Origin of the sequence: Pseudomonas marginalis, from assembly GCF_900105325.1 — a bacterium.
Classification (GTDB): Bacteria; Pseudomonadota; Gammaproteobacteria; order Pseudomonadales; family Pseudomonadaceae; genus Aquipseudomonas; species Aquipseudomonas marginalis.
Genome location: NZ_FNSU01000003.1, coordinates 1,007,039 through 1,025,510, shown reverse-complemented (window position 1 = coordinate 1,025,510; position 18,472 = coordinate 1,007,039). Strand labels below are relative to the sequence as shown.

General features: G+C 57.4%; 15 protein-coding genes and 1 pseudogene. 9 read left to right on the top strand and 7 right to left on the bottom strand.

Annotated features, from left to right (window positions below):
* The first annotated feature begins 5 nt into the window (after positions 1 to 5).
* Both BLW22_RS13765 and BLW22_RS13760 read left to right on the top strand, forming a co-directional pair.
* Positions 6 to 1,334, top strand: coding sequence for an ATP-binding protein (locus tag BLW22_RS13765; protein ID WP_065927545.1), 1,329 nt, complete (start codon positions 6 to 8; stop codon positions 1,332 to 1,334).
* 2 nt (positions 1,335 to 1,336) lie between these two features.
* Positions 1,337 to 1,720, top strand: a pseudogene (locus tag BLW22_RS13760) (response regulator); the annotation flags it as partial.
* 97 nt (positions 1,721 to 1,817) lie between these two features.
* Here the strand turns inward: BLW22_RS13760 and BLW22_RS13755 are convergent.
* Entirely contained in the window at positions 1,818 to 2,177 is a 360-nt protein-coding gene (locus BLW22_RS13755; RefSeq protein WP_027605843.1) for a winged helix-turn-helix transcriptional regulator, read from the bottom strand.
* A 99-nt stretch (positions 2,178 to 2,276) separates the two neighbouring features.
* Between BLW22_RS13755 and BLW22_RS13750 the strand changes: the two genes are divergently transcribed.
* Positions 2,277 to 3,026 carry an SDR family NAD(P)-dependent oxidoreductase gene (locus BLW22_RS13750; protein WP_074846795.1) on the top strand — a complete coding sequence of 250 codons (750 nt, stop codon included), beginning with the start codon at positions 2,277 to 2,279 and terminating at the stop codon, positions 3,024 to 3,026.
* A gap of 259 nt (positions 3,027 to 3,285) precedes the next feature.
* On the opposite strand, the gene solA is transcribed toward BLW22_RS13750, so the two are convergent.
* A complete protein-coding gene (gene solA, locus BLW22_RS13745; protein WP_074846794.1) occupies positions 3,286 to 4,470 on the bottom strand; it encodes an N-methyl-L-tryptophan oxidase in 1,185 nt (394 codons plus the stop codon).
* Positions 4,471 to 4,746: 276 nt separating this feature from the next.
* Between solA and BLW22_RS13740 the strand changes: the two genes are divergently transcribed.
* Positions 4,747 to 6,528, top strand: a complete 1,782-nt coding sequence (locus tag BLW22_RS13740; RefSeq protein ID WP_065927549.1) for a sensor domain-containing phosphodiesterase — start codon at positions 4,747 to 4,749, stop codon at positions 6,526 to 6,528.
* Here the strand turns inward: BLW22_RS13740 and BLW22_RS13735 are convergent.
* The 4 genes from BLW22_RS13735 to BLW22_RS13720 all read right to left on the bottom strand — a co-directional run bounded on the left by BLW22_RS13735 (position 6,481) and on the right by BLW22_RS13720 (position 11,161).
* Positions 6,481 to 7,158 carry a dTMP kinase gene (locus BLW22_RS13735; protein WP_074846793.1) on the bottom strand — a complete coding sequence of 226 codons (678 nt, stop codon included), beginning with the start codon at positions 7,156 to 7,158 and terminating at the stop codon, positions 6,481 to 6,483. The two genes, BLW22_RS13740 and BLW22_RS13735, sit on opposite strands and share 48 nt — an antisense overlap.
* Before the next feature lie 178 nt (positions 7,159 to 7,336).
* Positions 7,337 to 8,704, bottom strand: coding sequence for a glutamine synthetase family protein (locus BLW22_RS13730; protein ID WP_074846792.1), 1,368 nt, complete (start codon positions 8,702 to 8,704; stop codon positions 7,337 to 7,339).
* 56 nt (positions 8,705 to 8,760) lie between these two features.
* Positions 8,761 to 10,161 carry an aspartate aminotransferase family protein gene (locus tag BLW22_RS13725; RefSeq protein ID WP_074846791.1) on the bottom strand — a complete coding sequence of 467 codons (1,401 nt, stop codon included), beginning with the start codon at positions 10,159 to 10,161 and terminating at the stop codon, positions 8,761 to 8,763.
* A 211-nt stretch (positions 10,162 to 10,372) separates the two neighbouring features.
* Positions 10,373 to 11,161, bottom strand: a complete 789-nt coding sequence (locus tag BLW22_RS13720) for an SDR family NAD(P)-dependent oxidoreductase (protein WP_065947009.1) — start codon at positions 11,159 to 11,161, stop codon at positions 10,373 to 10,375.
* A 97-nt stretch (positions 11,162 to 11,258) separates the two neighbouring features.
* On the opposite strand from BLW22_RS13720, the gene BLW22_RS13715 reads away from it, so the two are divergent.
* The gene (locus tag BLW22_RS13715) at positions 11,259 to 12,164 is read left to right on the top strand and encodes a LysR family transcriptional regulator (protein WP_074846790.1); all 906 of its coding nucleotides are present in this window, start codon (positions 11,259 to 11,261) and stop codon (positions 12,162 to 12,164) included.
* 21 nt (positions 12,165 to 12,185) lie between these two features.
* On the opposite strand, the gene BLW22_RS13710 is transcribed toward BLW22_RS13715, so the two are convergent.
* On the bottom strand, positions 12,186 to 13,076 hold the full coding sequence (locus tag BLW22_RS13710) for a LysR family transcriptional regulator (protein ID WP_027605835.1): 891 nt from the start codon (positions 13,074 to 13,076) through the stop codon (positions 12,186 to 12,188).
* A 165-nt stretch (positions 13,077 to 13,241) separates the two neighbouring features.
* Between BLW22_RS13710 and BLW22_RS13705 the strand changes: the two genes are divergently transcribed.
* The 4 genes from BLW22_RS13705 (at position 13,242) to BLW22_RS13690 (ending at position 18,467) form a co-directional block, all read left to right on the top strand.
* Positions 13,242 to 14,324, top strand: a complete 1,083-nt coding sequence (locus BLW22_RS13705) for a 4-oxalomesaconate tautomerase (RefSeq protein ID WP_065927553.1) — start codon at positions 13,242 to 13,244, stop codon at positions 14,322 to 14,324.
* A gap of 44 nt (positions 14,325 to 14,368) precedes the next feature.
* Positions 14,369 to 15,682 carry a dicarboxylate/amino acid:cation symporter gene (locus BLW22_RS13700; RefSeq protein WP_065927554.1) on the top strand — a complete coding sequence of 438 codons (1,314 nt, stop codon included), beginning with the start codon at positions 14,369 to 14,371 and terminating at the stop codon, positions 15,680 to 15,682.
* A 135-nt stretch (positions 15,683 to 15,817) separates the two neighbouring features.
* Positions 15,818 to 17,122, top strand: a complete 1,305-nt coding sequence (locus tag BLW22_RS13695; RefSeq protein ID WP_065927555.1) for a CitMHS family transporter — start codon at positions 15,818 to 15,820, stop codon at positions 17,120 to 17,122.
* Between the two features lie 100 nt (positions 17,123 to 17,222).
* On the top strand, positions 17,223 to 18,467 hold the full coding sequence (locus BLW22_RS13690) for an OprD family porin (protein WP_413038077.1): 1,245 nt from the start codon (positions 17,223 to 17,225) through the stop codon (positions 18,465 to 18,467).
* Positions 18,468 to 18,472 lie beyond the last annotated feature (5 nt).

Genomic DNA, 18,472 nt, shown 5'->3' with positions numbered 1-18,472 from the left:
TCTTCATGACAGACATCAAGGCAATTTCCCGGGAAACCCTTGAGTCGATGCTCAAGGCCATCAACATGGGCGTATTGCTGGTCGACCAGGACTGCAAGGTGCTGTTCTCTAACCATTTCATGTCCATCAACAGTGGCCGCAGCGCGGAAGAACTGGTCGGCCGTACGTTGTTCGAAGCCTTTCCGGAGCTGCCGGAGGCCTGGACCCGGCAGAAGATCAACAGCGTCATCACCCTGCAAAACTTTGCGTTCACGTCATGGCAGCAGCGGCCGCACCTGTTCAATTTCGAGAGTACTCGGCCCATCAGTGGCATGGTCCGGCACATGTATCAGAACTGCACCTTCTTCCCGGTGCAAGACGCCGATGGCAGCAATCTTGGCGTGGGCCTGGCCATCAGTGACACGACCGATACCGCTGCCCGTCAACTTGAGCTGACGCACCTTAACAAGTTGCTGGAAGAAGAGAAGGGCGCCCAGGCGCTGCTGATCGCGCGGCTCGAAGACGCACAGGCGCAGTTGCTGCAGTCCGAGAAAATGGCGGCGATAGGGCAACTTGCTGCAGGCGTGGCCCACGAGATCAATAACCCGATCGGGTTTGTCGGCTCCAACGTCAACAGCCTGCGTCGTTACCTGGTGGACATCTTCGCGCTGCTCGAAGCCCATGAGCAGGCGACCGACGACAGGCATGCCAGCGCTCATCCCGAGCTTGCGGTGATGCGGGACAAGATGGATTACACCTTCATGCGCCAGGACATCGACGACCTGCTGGCCGAGTCGGTCGACGGCCTTGACCGGGTCACACGCATCGTCAAGGACCTGCGCGAGTTCTCCCACGTCGACAGTTACGAATGGCAGTTGGCCGACCTGCACAAGGGGCTCGACAGTACCCTCAACGTTATCTGGAACGAGATCAAGTTCAAGGCTCAGGTGATCAAGTGCTACGGCGATGTCGAGCCCATCGAATGCATGGGTTCACAGATCAACCAGGTCTTCCTGAACTTGCTCATCAATGCAAGCCATGCCGTGGGCGCCGACGGCGAAATCACCATCAGCAGCGGCAGGGAGGACGGTGGAGTCTTCGTCGAAATCGCCGACAACGGCCATGGCATTCCCCTTGAAATCCAGAACCGGATATTCGAACCGTTCTTCACAACCAAGCCGGTGGGCATGGGGTCGGGCCTTGGCCTGTCGTTGTCGTACAGCATCATGGTCAAGCACCATGGACGCCTCACCGTCGACAGTGAGCCGGGCAGGGGGAGTCGCTTCCGCGTCTGGTTACCCTTACGCCAGCCGGTAATTGAGGCTGTCTCTACCTGCGCCGTTGAAGGACGCTGATCATGGATACGTTGCCTTCCTGCGAAAAACGACACACCGTCATGCTGGTGGATGATGAGGAAAGTATCCTCAACAGCCTTCGGCGCCTGCTGCGCGCAAAGCCTTACGACTTGCTGCTGGCCACGAGCGGGGCCCAGGCGCTGAGCCTTTTCGAACAACACGCGGTCGACCTGATCGTCTGCGACGCGCGCATGCCGTTCATGGACGGGCCGACCTTGCTGCGCGAGGTGCATAGGCGCGATCCGCACTGCGTGAATATCCTGCTGACCGGCTACGCCGATATGAGCATGATCACGCAGGCAATCAACGATGGGTATGTGTTCCGTTACATCAGCAAGCCCTGGAATGATGAAGAGCTCAAGCTCAGTCTCGATCAGGCTCTGGAAATGAAGAGTGCTCGTTGAGCGTAACCCGGCGAATTCGTCGCCAAGCCTATAACTCAACTAAATAGTCATTTAGTTGAGTTGGCTATCGGGGCAGGGCTCAGGCCTGGGCGAGGGCGCTGATACGCCGTTCGCTGATGCGTTCGACGGTGTCCATATGTTCGGTGCCCCACACGCACAACGCGCCCAGCGCAGTGGCCAGTGACTGCCCGAAGGGTGTCAGGGAATACTCGACCTTGGGCGGGATCTCCTGGAAGTCGATCCGCGCGATGATTTCGTCGCGTTCCAATTCCTTGAGTTGCTGGATCAACACCTTGTCGGTCACGCCGCCAATCGCACGCCTTAACTCGCCATACCGATGAACATGTCGCGCCAGGTTATACAGGACCAGCGGTTTCCATTTGCCGCCAATCACCGCCAGGGCAGCCTCGAGCCCGCAATTGAAGGTGTTGTTCGCCATGTGATGGGTGCTCCAAAGGGGTACTTACTAAAAGGTGCATACTATTCAAAAGAATAGTCTGGATCTAGAGTTGGGCCTCAACATTCTTCGGAGTTAACCATGAGCAGGCTCGACGGGAAAATTGCAGTGATCACCGGTGGCAACAGTGGTATTGGCCTGGCAACCGCCATTCGCTTTGCAGCGGAAGGTGCACAGGTGGTGATTGTGGGACGCAGGCAGGAAGAACTGGACAAGGCGCTGGGCCTGATCGGGCCTACAGCGATAGCCATTCAAGGGGATATCTCGAGGCTGGACGACCTGGAGCGCATTTTCACCCACATCAAAAGCGTCAAAGGTCGCGTTGACGTGCTGTTCGCCAATGCAGGCCTGGGGGATTTCCAGCCGCTCGGGTCGATCACCGAAGAGTCGTTCGATCGCACGTTCGGCATCAACGTCAAAGGCACACTGTTCACCGTGCAAACAGCGCTGCCACTGATGCACGCCGGCGGTTCGGTGATCCTCACAGGTTCGACCACCGGCACCATGGGCACACCGGCATTCAGCGTGTACAGCGCCACGAAAGCCGCATTGCGTAATTTCGCCAGGAGCTGGGCACTGGATTTGAAAGGCAGCGGTATTCGCGTCAACGTACTTTCACCGGGACCAATCTCGACACCGGGCCTGGACCTGGCGCTTTCAAGTACCGGCCAGAAGGATGCAATCATTGACGACATGACGGCGCAGTTGCCACTGGGCCGTATCGGCCAACCGGAAGAAATTGCGGCGGCGGCATTGTTCCTGGCGTCGGACGACAGCAGTTTCATGACCGGCAGCGAAATGTTTGTGGATGGAGGGTTCGCTCAGGTTTGAACCAGAGAGGGGCTTTGCCTGTTGGAATCTGACGGGCACTGCCCTCATTACGTAACATCGTATTACGCATAATGTATATTATGTTAAATCATATGTCAGGCTCAGCCACTTTCAGCTCTCGTCGCCTACTTATGAACATACTTCTCAGTGAATCAAGATTCATGGGGTGTGTTCCCGGAACGCTTACGTACTCGGCACCGTGAATCCGGCTTCACGTCGCGGACTTCACCCTTAATTTCATGCAGCCACTGGATGTAACTCAGGTATCGCCATGATAGCGCTCGAAGCGTTTAAGGGAGAAAGACGAGAGATCCAAGTCGGTCGAACCGCGTATGCACCACTGTGCAAACGCCTCGCCCAACGCGGCGGAATGTTTGAAGCCGTGACCGGAACAGGCGGACACCACCAAGGTGTGCTGCCACGACGGATGCTCATCGATAATGAAATGGCGATCCGGCGTCACGGTGTAGGCGCAGACAGCAGACTTGACCACGTTCGAGGTAACACCGACGATGCGGCCGCGCACCTGGTGCTCATACATGTCCCGCTCTTCCGCCGACGAGACCGTACGATCCATTGTGTGCGGCAATGAAGTAGTGTGGTATTGCGCGGTGGCGATTTTCAGGCTGCCCTCGCCGTGTAATGCGGGAAAGCCGTAGTTGATTTTGTCGTCGCCACGGCCGTGAGTGAGGATAAACGTCGGTGAGTGATCCACCCACTCGGCGCCCTCCTCCAGCCCGAACCAGAACAGCTTCTGCCGGTAGACGCTGAGCAGGCTGTCAAACGGCTCGCCCAGCAAACTGCCGCTCCAGTTGCCGGCGCTAATCACAAGCTTGTTTGCAAAGAGCGTGCGCAGATTCGTAGTGACATGGACTCCCTGCTCATTCGAGCTAATCCCTGTGACGGTTTCGCCTTTGTAGAGGATTGCTCCGTGTTGCTCGGCCAACTTGAGCTGCACATCAATGCAACGTTCAGGACGTACAAAACCTCCACCTGGCTCGAAATAGCCGATGGCAGTGTCGTGGACGTTGGCAAATTGTGGAAAGCGCTGGCGAATCTGTTCGGCGGATAAAACGTCGTGCTCGATGCCATAGGCCTGTGCTAGGCCGATGGTGCGCAATGTGAAGTCGGTTTTATCGTTGGGGTCAAACTCGGGACTCGAAGTCAGAACCAATAGACCCGACTGTTCGAACAGCGGCTCCCCTGACAATTGCTCAAGCTCACGCCAGATGCGGTGGGAATTGCGCACAATGGGAACGTACTGCGCGCCCTCACCCACCGAAAGCCGGGTAATACGCGTATCGCCATGGCTGGAGCCCAGGTTGTGAGGTGGGTGATGGCGGTCGATACCCACAACATTCGCACCCGCCTTCGCCAACTGATACACCGTAGCGGCCCCCATGGCCCCCAACCCCAATACCACTACATCACACCGCTCGGACATCAACGCTCACCTGTCAAAAAGAAGCCAGTTGAAAGTGAAACCGGTTAAGAATCAACGACTAAAAGAGCATATGCATATTATCAACCGAGCATCACCGGCCGCTCTGTTGCTGCAATACTAGGCAGTGCTGAGTCCAAACACGCGCCTCTCCCGGCAACACAGGAGAGGCCGCCTGCCTGCATACCGCTGAGCTATCAGAGGAATAGAAAAAACAACATCATAATGATGGCACTGTCTGATACCGTGCACATAAACACAGCCACTCCGAGGATTGTCATGGGCGCAGGCGCTCCTATTCCGCCGAATGAAATTGAACGGCTTAAAGAGGTCGCGAAATTTTGTCCAGCTGACAGCGAGTACGATACTGTCTTCGATAAAATCGTCGAGATGGCTTCTGCTTACTTCAACGCACCCATAGCGCTGATCTCGATCGTCGATGAGCATCAGCAATGGTTCAAGGCGCGCGTAGGGCTTAAAGAGACGCAGACACCACGAGAAGTGTCCTTCTGCGCTTACTCGACGCTGGATAACGCCCCGCTGGAGGTATTGGACGCGACGCTTGATCCCCGTTTTAAAGACAATTCCCTGGTAACGGGGCCTCCGTATATTCGTTATTACACGGGCACCCCACTGATTACCGAAGAGGGTTTTACGCTGGGAAGCCTGTGCATCATTGATACAGTCTCACGCGCCGCTATGAGTGAGCGTGATAGTGCGATGCTCAGCGGTTTTGCTGAACTGGTGATGATGCGCATCCACAGCATGCGCGCTCGAAACTTCGTCGACCAACCCACAGGGTTATTTAATCGACTCCGGTTTGAGGAGGATATACGCCAAGCGCTCAAGACCCACAGCGCGTGCCAAGCGTATGCGGTTGACATCATCTCGCCAAAGTTCCTCAACGATATCGTGAAGGCGCTGGGTTACAGCTTTGCCACGGACTTGGTCCTGGCAATCAAAGCGCGCCTACAAAAGCTATTACCGCCACAGTGTCTACTTTATAAAATTAGCCCGACGCGGTTTGGTTTTCTCCTTGAGGAGGATCAAACGGCCGAGCACATTTGTGAAAACATCCTCAAGGACTTCAAAAAGCCTGTCGAATGCCACGCCATCCCCATACTCATGCAAGTCGGGATTGGCGTCCTGCCTATTCATAGCTCAGGTCTCCAGCAAGACTGGCTTCGCCTGGTGGTCAGCGCTGCGGATGAGGCGCGTGACCGCAGGCTGGGATGGTCGCGCTATGAACCCCATTTTGATGCGGCTCAACAACGCGCGTTCATGTTGTTGAGTTCGTTGCCGGAGGCGGTCAGCGCCGACAAACAGTTCAGCCTGGTGTACCAGCCAAAAATCAAACTGCCCTCAGGATGGTGTCATTCAGTAGAAGCACTATTGCGTTGGACACATCCTTTACTGGGGCCCATCAGCCCTGCTGAATTCATACCCTTGGCTGAAAAAACCGCACTCATACCCTCTGTTGGATTGTGGGTGCTCAACGCAATCATCCGGCAAGCGGTTATTTGGAAAGCGCAAGGTGTGCGCCTGCGGATAGCGATGAACATTACCGTCAGCGATCTTGAAAGCGCCGAATTCGTCGACGCGATGATCCATGAGATTCAACAGCACGGCCTGGACCCCGCTGGCTTTGAACTTGAGTTTACCGAAAGCATGCTCATGACCAACCCTGAAGAAGTCATCCGGCAACTGGAGCGTGTCCGTAAGTTTGGCGTAGAGGTTGCTGTTGATGACTTTGGCACCGGCTACAGCAACTGGGCTTATTTGAAGGAGCTCCCGGCTAATACCGTCAAGCTTGACCAATCTCTGATCAGCGGGCTGGGCAGCAATCAAAATGACAAGCAACTGGTTAAAACCCTGATCGGACTGGCTAAGGGGCTCGGCTACCAGGTGGTTGCAGAAGGCGTAGAAAATCAAGAAATCCTGGACCTGTTAATACAGTGGGGATGTTCCGAAGCACAGGGTTATTTGATAGCCAAGCCTATGAGCGCCGAGGCATTAGAAGCCTGGATAGCACAAGGAGTCGATGGAGGTCGGGGCCCGTAGAATGACTGCCGGGGACGCGCAAGCAAGGACTCTATAGATCGCGGAGATCACCTGCATCGTTGCGTCTTCGATCGTTCCTTCATTACGACATACAACCCAACCCTGATCTGCAATCGCTCGCTCGAATGCCTGGGTACACGCGCTATGTTCTTCCAGCTTATGGATCACCGTGCTGCTCAGCCCACGCCGTCGCGCAGCTGCCCTCGCCCATGAAATCTCAGGGGCGGTGACAATCCCGACATGCAGGTCTGGCACTCGCACGTTTCGATCAATGTTCAATTGCAGGATCTCTGCAAACGGAATTATCCGGCGAAACGCGGCATCCGACGGGTACCAGCGATCGATCAGGATGATGCTGCCTGGTGGCTGTTTAGCCAGCACCTGCCGGGAAATCCAGGCACGGCTGTCAGCAAAGCGTTCACACACCCGCAGCTCCAGCTCCCGGGAGGGACTTCTGACGAGCTGGTTAACAAGCGCCATTGTTCCCTCCCGGTAGGGATCGCTTTTTCTCTCGCAAAGCCGGATTACTTTTTTGTTGTCTGCCCTCAGTGCTTTCGTAACGGCCTCCAACAGCGTGGTTTTGCCGGTGCCCTTGGGCCCATCCAGAGAAACAAACAGCGGACGATTCATTCTTCACTTAACAATTGATATACCGTTTTTTTGCCCTGTCCGGACGCTGGAACCGCTCAGTGCGACTACGCGAAGGCCCTTATGAACAGAAAGTGATGAACACTCTACCCTTGTTTCGGCTCACGGGTCCCAAATCCACGCTGACAACCGCTGATGAGCATCGGTTATCGCCCATCAGTCATGCGTGAGTGAGGTACCAGCGCCAGTCCTGCTCCCCGACCTCAGCGTTGAAGTGACGGAACTCGCGCCATTTGATCGCCAGATACACCTTTAGGAATTCGGCGCCCAGCGCCTCGCGTGCCCACGTTGAATCCTGCAAGGCCTGCAACGCGGTCAGCCAGTCGGTGGGCAGGAAATCCGCTGCCTGTTCATACCCATTTCCCTCGATCGCGGCACCAGGATCGCTTTGATGGGTGATACCGAGGTGAATCCCCGCCAGTAATGCGGCGGCGGCAAGATACGGGTTGGCGTCGGCCCCGCAAATGCGGTGTTCGATATGTCGACTTAGTGCAGGGCCGCCGGGCACGCGGAACGACACCGTACGATTGTTGACGCCCCAACTTTTGGCCAACGGCGCGTAACTGCCGGTCTGGAACCGGCGATATGAATTGGCATGGGGGCAAAATATCGCCAGTGAGTCAAACAAGGTCGCCATCATCCCGCCAATTGAGTGACGCAACAGTGGCGTACCCTGTGGGTCTTCGCTCGCATACAGGTTGTTACCCTCCTCGTCGGCCAGGCTGACGTGCAAATGCATGCCACTCCCGGCCTGGTCACTGAACGGCTTGGCCATGAAGCACGCTTGTAGCCCATGTTTGTTGGCGACACCTTTGACCAGGCGTTTGTAGCGTACGCCTTCATCAATAGCCTGGAGTGCGTCGAAACGATGTTCCAGGGTCAACTCGACTTGGCCTGGAGCGTACTCGGAGATGGCTGTGCGTACGGGCAGCCCTTGTAGCGCGCACGCAGCGTAGAGGTCATCAAGAAAAGGTTGCAGCTGTTCTAACTCGTATAGGCCATAAACCTGCGGTGCCTGGGGACGGACGCCGTTGGTCTGCAGCGCTGGCTGCGGCCGACCGTTGGCATCGCGTTGCTGGTCCAGCAAGTAAAACTCCAGTTCAACGGCCATTACCGGATGGAAACCATCGGCTTTGAGTCGGTCAATGGCATGCACCAGTACGTGTCGCGGGTCGGCCGGTGCGGCAGGAATACCTTGGGTCGGGTGCATGCTCACCTGCACCTGACCGGTGGGGTTGGTGCGCCAGGGTTGCAGGGTCAGGCTTCCCGCCAAGGGGTATGTCCAACAATCGGCATCGGCGACATCCCAGACCAGGCCTGTGTCTTCGACGTCTTCACCCTGCACGGTCAAGGCGAGAATGGAGCTTGGCAGCGGCCGACCGTTTGCGTAGATCGCAAGCAGTTCGTCGCGATGCAGCAGCTTTCCTCGCGGAACACCATTCGCGTCAATAAGGAACAACTCGATGCTCAGCACTTCAGGGTGGGCGGCCAGATAATCTTCGGCCTCTTTTTTATCAGCAAATTGCATATCAAACCTCTCGGCGCTTATTCAAGCGACTGGACAGTATTCAAGAACAATGGAACTTATGAAGAGATAACCCGCGCTCCAGGTAGGGCAAGCAGCGTGGTCAGCGCGTTATCCAACTCACCGATCAGCCTGTCGACATCCCCTTCACTTGTTTGCGGACAGCACAGGGTCATGTTGTGAAAAGGCGTGATCAGGATCCCGCGATTGATCAGATAGAGGTGCAGCGCCATTTGAAGGCTGTCATGAAAAGCCGCCTCGGCTTGCGCACCTGTTCTTGGCGGTGTGGCACAGAATTGAAATTCACAACGAGCCCCCAACTCGGTTACCGACCAGTTCAATTGGTGCCGCTTGAACAACGCTCGAAATCCCTGGGCCAGTCTTGAGGCCAGGGGCAACATGTGCTGGTACGCAGACTCGGTCATGACCTCTTCGAGACTGACGCGCATGCAGCGCATCGCCAGTGCGTTGGCGGACAAGGTGGTGCCCATGCCACTGTGGCCATGCCCGCCGCTCTCTTCGCTGATGCTTTTCTGCGCATCGTGCATGGCCAACGCAACGTGCTCGGTCATGCCAAAGACTGCGCAAGGCACGCCACCGGCGATGGGTTTCCCCACTACGAAAAAGTCGGGCTTCAAATCCCATTGGCGCGTGCATCCACCGATGCCGGTAGAAATAGTGTGGGTCTCATCAATGACCAACAGGCTGCCGTATTTTCGCGTCAGCTCGCGGCACTGTTGCATGAACCCCGGATCGGGCAGGACCATGCCTATATTGGTCATCGCCGGCTCGCACATCAGCGCGCACACGTCGCCCTGAGCTAAAGCAGCCTCCAGTGCAGCAACATCGTTGAAGGGAATGGATCGACTGTATTGGGTCAAGTCGTAGGCTTGCCCCACCAGGCCCGAACGGTGCACGGTCTTGCCCTCTCGGTACCGGACCATCACGTCATCCACGGTGCCGTGATAAGAGCCGTCGAACACCAGTAGAACATTGCGCTGGGTGATAGCGCGCGCCCAGCGCAGCACATAACGATTGGCGTCGGTAGCGTTGGCGGTAACTTGCCAATAAGGCAGCTCAAACCGCTGGGCCAGCAACTCTGCGCAGACCACCGCATCTTCGCCGGGCAGCATCGTGGTCAAGCCATTGTTCGCCTGCTCGGCTATGGCGCGGGCGATAGGATCAGGTGAATGGCCAAACATCGTGCCGGTGTCGCCGAGGCAAAAGTCTATGTAGTCATGACCGTCGACGTCGGTGAAGCGGGCACCTTTGGCACGCTGGACAAAGAGCGGCGAAGGCATCGACCAATCGCTCATCCAGTGCATGGGCACACCGTTGAACAGCGCCGCCTTGGCACGCTTGGCCAGCGCCATCGACGTTGGGTTGTTTTCTATAAACCGGGCACGCTCGGCTGCGGTAAAGGCAGCAATCGCTGATTCACAAACTCCACTGTTCGACATGATTAGAACCCTTTATTAAGTATCACATTAGTTAAACTTCATCGCCGTATAGATAAGCCACACTCCATCATTCTCCAGGTGCAGCATCAGCTCCCGAATATTGGGTGAAGATCGCTCCGCAAACTTATAACGTGGGCGTTGGCTTTAACTATTTACAGTGCCGGCTGACATATAGCCTTGATATACCGCGCAGATATTCATTCAAACGTCATTAACCGGAGTGAGGGGCTTTATTCTCGACCAGGCAATTACCGCCATCGACCACGATAACTTCACCGGTGATGTAACTGGATTCTGGAGACGCCAGAAATGCAACCGCCGCCGCCACCTCGTGGGGACTGCCCGCCCGCCCGATCGGGGTAAAGCGCCCCGCCTCTGCTTCAACCGGCGTGGTTGAGCCCGTGGTGATCCATCCGGGCGCCACGCTGTTGACGGTAATCCCGTGCTTGGCGACTTCAAGTGCCAGTCCCATGTTCATGCCCACCATCGCGGCTTTGGCAGCGCTATAAGCGGCTTCGCCCGGATTGCTCCCGCGGGTGCCCGTGGTGGAACTGATATTGACAATGCGCCCGTAATTTCGCGCCCTCATACCGGGCAAAACAGCCCGCGTCAGAAGAAAAGCGGTGGTTAAGTTTCTGGCCAGTGAAAGATTCCACTCATGCAGTTCCATGCTCGCCAATTCCGAGAAAACCTCAGGGCTGCCTTGCATGGCCATGCCGGCATTATTCACCAGAATATCGACCCGTCCCCAGACCGACACCGCCCAGAGGCCGAATTCACGCACCTGACGTTCATCGGTGAGGTCAACTGCCCTGCCCTCAACTTCAAACCCTTCTGCGAGCAGCTCTTTAACGCGTTCCTCGATGCGGCGGCTACTGGCGGTGATGATCAATCTCGCACCCGCTGCACCTAGCCTGCGAGCGATCGCCATGCCAATACCCGCTTCACTGCCGGCACCACTGACAAGTGCCACGTGCCCCCTCAAATCAGTATTTAACATGGTGTTCCCCACGTACTTAATTTGGAATAGAAGTGGAAATTAGGCTAATAAATCTGATAAATAAAGACGATCATCATCAGAAAATCTGACAACTGCCATGGCGTTCACCAGTGAGTCACTGAAAGTTTTCCTTGCGGTTGTCGACAGCGGCTCCTTCTCTGCCGCCGCACGCAAATTGGGGCGGGTACCCTCGGCCATCAACATGGCGGTGTCGCAGCTTGAAGCCGAGCTGGATTTATTGCTTTTTGACCGATCAACCCGCAAAGCCATTCCTACGGCAGCCGCCAAAGCACTTGAGCCCCAGGCACGACAGGTCGCCAGCCAGTTAAACCTGCTGGACGCCCATGCGCTCCAGCTTCATCAGGGGTTGGAGGAGCGCTTGGTCCTTGCGATGGCGCCGGAGTTGCAGACAGGCGTATGGAATCGTCCGCTGTCCATTATCGCCAGGGAGTTTCCCACGCTTGAAATCGAGATTCGCTCCGCGTCCCATCCGGAGGCGATGCGCATGCTCCATGAAGGGCGTGTGCAATTGACCCTTGGATTTGAACGACCAGGGCTTGACGAGCGGGAGACGTTTCTTGAAGCGGGGAGCCAATTGTTGGTAGCCGTTGCCTCTCCGGATCATCCTGCGGCAGCCGGCAAGAAAAGCCCCTTGAGTGAAGAGCAACTGGTCAACGTCCGGCAGATCATCGTGGCTACTGGAGGGCCTACAGACTCTGATCCACGTGTTGTGCTGTCACGGCGGATTTGGCACAGCGACAATTACCTGGCAACGCTGGATCTGGTCCAGCAAGGATTGGGCTGGGCTTATCTTCCACAGCCGTTGGTACAACCTCTGATCAGTTCGGGCGCATTGACGGAGGTGGTGTTTGACAACATGCCGAGTCAGATGCGGCTATGGGTCGATATCATCTGGGTAAAGAACCGTCCCCTGGGGCTGGCAGCGAGTCGCTACCTGAGCCTGATGCGCAAGATTGTCGAGGACGAGCCGCGGCGTGTTTGAGAAAAAAACCAGCCGTATGGCTCATTGAGGCCACTGTTCAAGCAGTATCGAGACGAATTTTTCCGCCGCCGGCGAAAGCGATGCTCCCCGGCGGTAAACCAGGCCCAAGGAGCGGTTCACAACCGGCTCGATCAACGGGACGCTGACCAAGGTTGGATGATCTTCAGCCGGCATGGCCAGGCTCGGCATCGCCGAAACCCCCAGGCCGGCCTCCACCAGGCCCAGCGAAGTCGAGAGGTGCTGGACCTCGTAGAACCATTGCGGCCGCCAACTCAGGCCAGACAGCGCGTGATCGAGCAACATGCGGTTGCCGCTCAGGCGCCCTACCCCGATCAGGCGGTAATCGCTCAATTCGGACCAGGTGACCGAACTGCGTCCAGCCAACTCATGATCACGCCTGCACGCCAATACGAAAGGCTCGCTGACCAGGGGCACGAACTCAATGTCTGGATGCTGCCCACTCATCATGTTGATCCCGAAGTCGGCCTCCCCCCGCAGCACCGCTTCAAGCCCCTCATTGGCGCTCAAGTCCAGCAGGCGGATGCGGATTTTTGGGTAGCGCTCGTTGTACAGGCGAATAACTGATGGCAGGAAATAGAAAGCCGCAGTAGGGATACACGCCAGGGTTACCCGGCCAATCTGGCGTTCGGCCAGCTCACGGATATTGAGAATCGACTCATCGAAGTCATCCAGCAACCGACGTGCCTTTGGAAGAAAGTCACGACCGACACTCGTGAGGCTGACCTTACGCGTGGTGCGATCCAGCAACGAGGTGCCCAACCCCTCTTCCAGTTTTTTAATTCGGCGACTGAGTGCCGGTTGAGACAGGTGCAAGGCATCGGCTGCTTCGTGAAAACTGCCAAGTTCAGCGATTTTCACGAAGGATCGAATGTCATTCAGCTCATATTCCATGTCTTATCTCACCCGCACAAGGCGTCAAAAGGAAACTCAGCGTAAATTTATCATTCGCAAAACGCAATAATCTCTTCAATCTTTGCATTTGAAACATTTTTTAAAGCTTGAGACTCTTGCTCCAAGAACATCAATTACACCGATTGATCAACAAGAGTCAGTATCATGCAAAGAATTCCCTGTGTGCTGATGCGCGGCGGCACCTCGAAAGGTCCGGTTTTTCTCGACTGGGATTTGCCCGCCGCCGTTGAGGCCCGTGACGAACTGCTGCTCAACCTGATGGGCTCCGGTCATGAACTGGAGATCGACGGCATCGGCGGTGGCAGCCCGCAAACCAGCAAGGTTGCGATTGTCAGCCCTTCGCTGCACCCGGATGCGGACGTTGATTACCTGTTCGTTCAAGTGATGGTTTCACAACGCAGGGTCGACAGCGCACCCAACTGCGGCAACATGCTGTGCGCGGTGGGCCCGTTCGCCGTCGAGCAGGGTCTGGTCAAAGGCACCCCGGAGCGCACCCGTGTGCGCATTCGCAACCTAAATACCGGCACCTTTATTCACTCCGACGTGTACACGCCGGATGGCAAAGTCAGTTACGAGGGCGATACCGCCATTGATGGCGTGCCCGGTACGGCGGCACCGGTGCAACTGACGTTCCTCGACGCAGCCGGCAGCAAGACAGGCAAGCTCTTTCCCACCGGTAACACGCAGGACGTGATCGATGGCATTGCGGTGACCTGTATCGACATGGCAATGCCCATGGTGCTTGTCGAAGCCAGCCAACTGGGCAAGCGTGGCGATGAGAGCCCGGCGGAACTGGACGCCGATAAGGAATTCCTGCGACGCCTTGAGACGCTGCGGCTTCAGGCCGGGCTGGCCATGGGCCTGGGCGATGTCAGCGACAAAGTGATTCCCAAGCCGGTACTGGTTTCGCCCGCGAAAGCGGGGGGCACGCTCCAGGTTCGTTACTTCATGCCGCACAACTGCCACCGCGCGCTCGCCATTACGGGCTCGATTGGTTTGGCCACTGCGTGTGTGATCGAAGGCAGCATCGTCGCGCAGATGCTCGGCGGGATCAGTACGCCGCGCCTAGAAGCGGTGCGTATCGAACACCCGAGCGGCGGGATTGATGTCGTATTGTCCTACACCGGCGTCAACGGTGAGACAATTCAGGCTTCAGTCGTACGCACCGCCCGCAGGCTTTTCTCCGGCTACGTCTACGCCACTGACTCGCAGCGCCTTGCCGGATAAATTCCGATAGTCGTTGGCATTTTTGCATCCGCACAATTCTAAAAATGGGTGATGCCATGAAAGTTGTTAAATCGCTCTACTTCCAGATCCTCTGCGCCGTGGCGCTCGGCATCGTGGTCGGGCATTTCTGGGCCCAGCAGGCCATTGCACTCAAGCCCCTGGGTGACGCGTTCATCAAACTGATCAAGATGATGATTGCGCCCGTGGTGTTCTGCACCATCGTCACCGGCATCGCAGGGATGAGCGACAAGCGCTCCCTCGGGCGCCTGCTGGGCAAAACCATGCTGTTGTTCTTCGTCCTCACGGTGATCAGCCTGGTGATTGGCCTGGTCGCGGTGTACGTGTTCCAGCCGGGCGCCGGCATGAACATCGATCCCAGCCAGCTGAGCACCAAAGGATTGGCCCAGTACACGGAGTCGGCCGCAAAGCTTGGGGTGGTGGAGTTTTTCATGCACATCATTCCCGAGACGTTTATCGGCGCCTTCAGTAAAGGTGAAGTGTTGCCGGTGCTGTTTATCGCGGTGTTGTCCGGCTTTGCCTTGTCGTCGCTGGGCGAGCGTGGCAAACCGGTACTCGACGTGCTCGAATCCGCCTCGCAAATGGTCTTCAAGATCTTTTCCTACCTGATGCGTTTTGCACCGGTCGGCGCTTTCGGGGCCTTGGCGTTCACTGTCGGCCAGTACGGCATCACCTCGCTGGGTTCGCTGGCGAAGTTGATCATGACCTTGTACATCGCCTGCGGCTTTTTCGTCTTCGTGGTACTGGGCAGCATTTGCCGCGCCAACGGTTTCAGCCTGTGGAAGCTGCTGCGCTACTTTCGGGAAGAGTTCCTGGTGGTACTCGGCACCTCCTCCACGGAACCGGTGATGCCGCGCATGCTGGAGAAACTCGAGGCACTGGGCTGCAAAAAAGGCGTCGTCGGCCTGGTGCTGCCCACCGGCTACTCGTTCAACCTGGACGGCACGGCCATCTACCTGTCGTTGGCGGCGATTTTCATTGCCCAGGCCTGCAACATTGATCTGAGCCTGACGCAGATCATCACCATGCTGGCGATCATGCTGCTGTCCTCCAAAGGCGCCGCCGGGGTTACCGGCAGCGGGTTCGTGGCACTGGCCTCGACCCTGACGGTCATTCACGACATCCCATTGGCCGGCCTGGCATTGCTGATCGGTGTTGACCGCTTCATGTCTGAAGCCCGCGCCCTGACCAGCCTGGCCAGTAACGCGGTAGCGACGGTGGTGATTTCGATGTCTGAAAATGCCTGCCACCGCGAAACGCTGAACCGGATGCTCGACGCAAAATCTTCTGCCGCACCGGGAAAAGCCTGGGACGACCTGAAGGACGCCAAACGCGTCTAGAGACAACCGGATAACGCTTCCCCCCTGACTTGACTGCCCCCTCCTCCCCGCCAGGCGCGTTGTGCCGCCCGGCGGGTCAGGGCGCGTGCGCCTCGGCGTCAGCCATTTTTACGATAACAACAAGAGAATCGTCCTATGCTCGCTTTCCTTGGCTTGGCCATGGTGGTCGTATTCACCTATCTCATCATGACAAAGCGTTTGTCGCCCATCGTCGCGCTCACCGTGGTTCCCATCGTCTTCGCGGTGATCGGCGGCTTTGGCGGCACCACCGGCAAGATGATGCTCGACGGCCTGAAAATGGTCGCCCCGTCTGCCGCGTTGCTGCTGTTTGCGATCCTGTTCTTCGGCCTGATGATCGACGCAGGCCTGTTCGACCCGCTGATCCGCAAAATCCTGAAGAGGGTCAATGGCGACCCGATGAAGATCGCCGTAGGCACGGCCCTGCTGTCGTTGCTGGTAGCGCTCGACGGCGACGGCACAACGACCTACATGATCACCTGCGCCGCAATGCTGCCGCTGTATAAACGCATCGGCATGAACCCGATGATCCTGGCGACCCTCTCCATGCTGTCGCTGAGCATCATGAGTGGCATGACGCCCTGGGGCGGCCCCGCGACACGGGCTATTGCCGCGCTGGGCCTGGATGCCGGCGAGTACTTCGTGCCGTTGCTGCCGACCATGATCGGCGGTGCCCTGTGGGTGATCTTCACGGCCTTCATACTGGGTCGCGCAGAGCGCAAGCGTATCGGCAACGTGCAACTGCAAAGCGGCGGCGGCGATTGCTACATCGATGCGATTCTCGAGGACACGCCCCACAAACGTCCGAAGCTGGCCTATGTCAATCTGGTGCTGGTGATCGCGGTGATGGTGGCACTGGTGATGGGGCTGATGCATTCCGCGATCCTGTTCCTGATCGGCTTCGTGCTCGCGCTGATGATCAACTACCCGCAATTGGACATTCAGAAAGAACGCATCCTGGCGCACTCGGGCAACGCCATGACCGTGGTGTTGCTGGTATTTGCCGCCGGGATCTTTGCCGGGATCTTTTCCGGTACAAAGATGGTGGATGCCCTGGCACAGACCCTTGTCGACTGGATCCCGCCATCCTGGGGCCACCTGTTTCCGTTGGTGGTTGCGATCACAAGCATGCCGCTGACCTTTGTACTGTCCAATGACGCCTACTATTTTGGCGTGGTGCCGATCCTGGCCAATGCCGCCGCCGCTTATGGCATCGACCCGGTCGAAATCGCCCGCGCCTCGATCCTGGGCCAGCCTGTTCACCTCATGAGTCCGCTGGTGGCCTCGACCCTGTTGCTGGTGGGCATGGTCGATCGCGATATCGGCGACTTCCAGAAGGCCACCGTCAAATGGGCCGTGCTGACTTCCCTGGTCGTTACCGCCCTGGCCTTGTTGACCGGGGCCATCAGCCTGTTCACCTGATCCACCCATAACCCCTGCTGCCTTCCAGCGCGCGTCACTCACGAGGCGCGTGCCGACCTGTACCCCAAATAACAACAACGAGTCATTTGCCATGAACCCTATGTATACCCGTCGAGCTTTGTTTTGCGCGTTAGGCCTGGTACCCGTCGCGGCGGCCAACGCCGAAGGTTTTATTGATGACAGCAAGCTCAAGCTGCAACTGCGCAATGTGTATTTCAACGAGAACTTTCGCGACGAGCACGGCTTGAGTGCGCGGGCCGCCAGAACGGCAAAAAGCGAACGCACCGAGTGGGCCCAGGGATTTCTGCTGGACTATCAGTCCGGATTTACTGCGGGCCCCCTCGGCTTCGGCGTGGACGCCCTGGGGCTCTATGGGGTAAAGCTCGATTCAGGGCGCGGGCGCAGTGGCACCGGGCTCATGCCGGTGCATGATGACGGGCGGGCGGCCGGCGAGTTTGCCAGCGCCGGCGCTACGGCAAAAGCCAGGTTCGCCAAAACCACTGTCAAGTACGGCACCTTGCTGCCCAAGACGCCGGTGTTGATTTACAACGATGCGCGCTTGTTGCCCCAGACCTACCAGGGCACCCAGGTCAGCAGCAGCGACATCGAGAACCTGACCGTGACCGGCGGGCATCTGGACCGTTTCAAACTGCGCGACTCCACCAACAGCGTGCCGATCGTGCCTGATGGCTACAGCGGGGAAAAATCCGGAGATTTCAACTACGCCGGGGCTGAGTACAAATGGGGCAAAAACCTGCGCTTGAGTTATTTCTACGGGGAACTCGAGCACTTCTACCGACAGAACTTCGCTGGCATCCAGCATGACCTGCCGCTGGCCGGTGGCGTGCTGACCAGCGACCTGCGCTACTTCAACAGCGTTGATAGCGGCTCGGCCTACGCAGGCAAAATCGACAATGACATGTTCAGCGGCCAGTTGTCCTACGTGATCTCAGGCCATACCCTCGGTGGCGGCTACCAGGCCCTTCGCGGTGATGCCGGATTACCCTACATCAGCGGCGCGACCGTCTACTCGTTCAGTAATGCCGGCATCGGCAAATTCATTGAGGAGGGCGAGAAGACCTGGATGCTCAACTATGGCTACAACTTCGCCGCCGTCGGCGTGCCCGGCCTGACCTTCTCAACGCGCTACCTGAGCGGCAATGACGGCAAGTCCACCACCACAGTCAAGGAATGGGAGCGGGATACCGAGCTGGCTTACGTTGTGCAAGCCGGCACGTTCAAGGGCCTGGGCGTACGCATGCGCAACTATGTCTACCGCTCTGAGTTCTCCCGCGGCCGCGACAGTAATCGCCTCTACCTCACCTATGACATTGCCCTTTGGTAAGTCGA

Excerpts from the sequence above, each read along its gene's own strand:
- BLW22_RS13765 (WP_065927545.1), top strand. The coding sequence starts at position 6 with ATGACAGACATCAAGGCAATTTCCCGGGAAACCCTTGAGTCGATGCTC.
- BLW22_RS13755 (WP_027605843.1), bottom strand. The coding sequence starts at position 2,177 with ATGGCGAACAACACCTTCAATTGCGGGCTCGAGGCTGCCCTGGCGGTG.
- BLW22_RS13750 (WP_074846795.1), top strand. The coding sequence starts at position 2,277 with ATGAGCAGGCTCGACGGGAAAATTGCAGTGATCACCGGTGGCAACAGT.
- solA (WP_074846794.1), bottom strand. The coding sequence starts at position 4,470 with ATGTCCGAGCGGTGTGATGTAGTGGTATTGGGGTTGGGGGCCATGGGG.
- BLW22_RS13740 (WP_065927549.1), top strand. The coding sequence starts at position 4,747 with ATGGGCGCAGGCGCTCCTATTCCGCCGAATGAAATTGAACGGCTTAAA.
- BLW22_RS13735 (WP_074846793.1), bottom strand. The coding sequence starts at position 7,158 with ATGAATCGTCCGCTGTTTGTTTCTCTGGATGGGCCCAAGGGCACCGGC.
- BLW22_RS13730 (WP_074846792.1), bottom strand. The coding sequence starts at position 8,704 with ATGCAATTTGCTGATAAAAAAGAGGCCGAAGATTATCTGGCCGCCCAC.
- BLW22_RS13725 (WP_074846791.1), bottom strand. The coding sequence starts at position 10,161 with ATGTCGAACAGTGGAGTTTGTGAATCAGCGATTGCTGCCTTTACCGCA.
- BLW22_RS13720 (WP_065947009.1), bottom strand. The coding sequence starts at position 11,161 with ATGTTAAATACTGATTTGAGGGGGCACGTGGCACTTGTCAGTGGTGCC.
- BLW22_RS13715 (WP_074846790.1), top strand. The coding sequence starts at position 11,259 with ATGGCGTTCACCAGTGAGTCACTGAAAGTTTTCCTTGCGGTTGTCGAC.
- BLW22_RS13710 (WP_027605835.1), bottom strand. The coding sequence starts at position 13,076 with ATGGAATATGAGCTGAATGACATTCGATCCTTCGTGAAAATCGCTGAA.
- BLW22_RS13705 (WP_065927553.1), top strand. The coding sequence starts at position 13,242 with ATGCAAAGAATTCCCTGTGTGCTGATGCGCGGCGGCACCTCGAAAGGT.
- BLW22_RS13700 (WP_065927554.1), top strand. The coding sequence starts at position 14,369 with ATGGGTGATGCCATGAAAGTTGTTAAATCGCTCTACTTCCAGATCCTC.
- BLW22_RS13695 (WP_065927555.1), top strand. The coding sequence starts at position 15,818 with ATGCTCGCTTTCCTTGGCTTGGCCATGGTGGTCGTATTCACCTATCTC.
- BLW22_RS13690 (WP_413038077.1), top strand. The coding sequence starts at position 17,223 with ATGTATACCCGTCGAGCTTTGTTTTGCGCGTTAGGCCTGGTACCCGTC.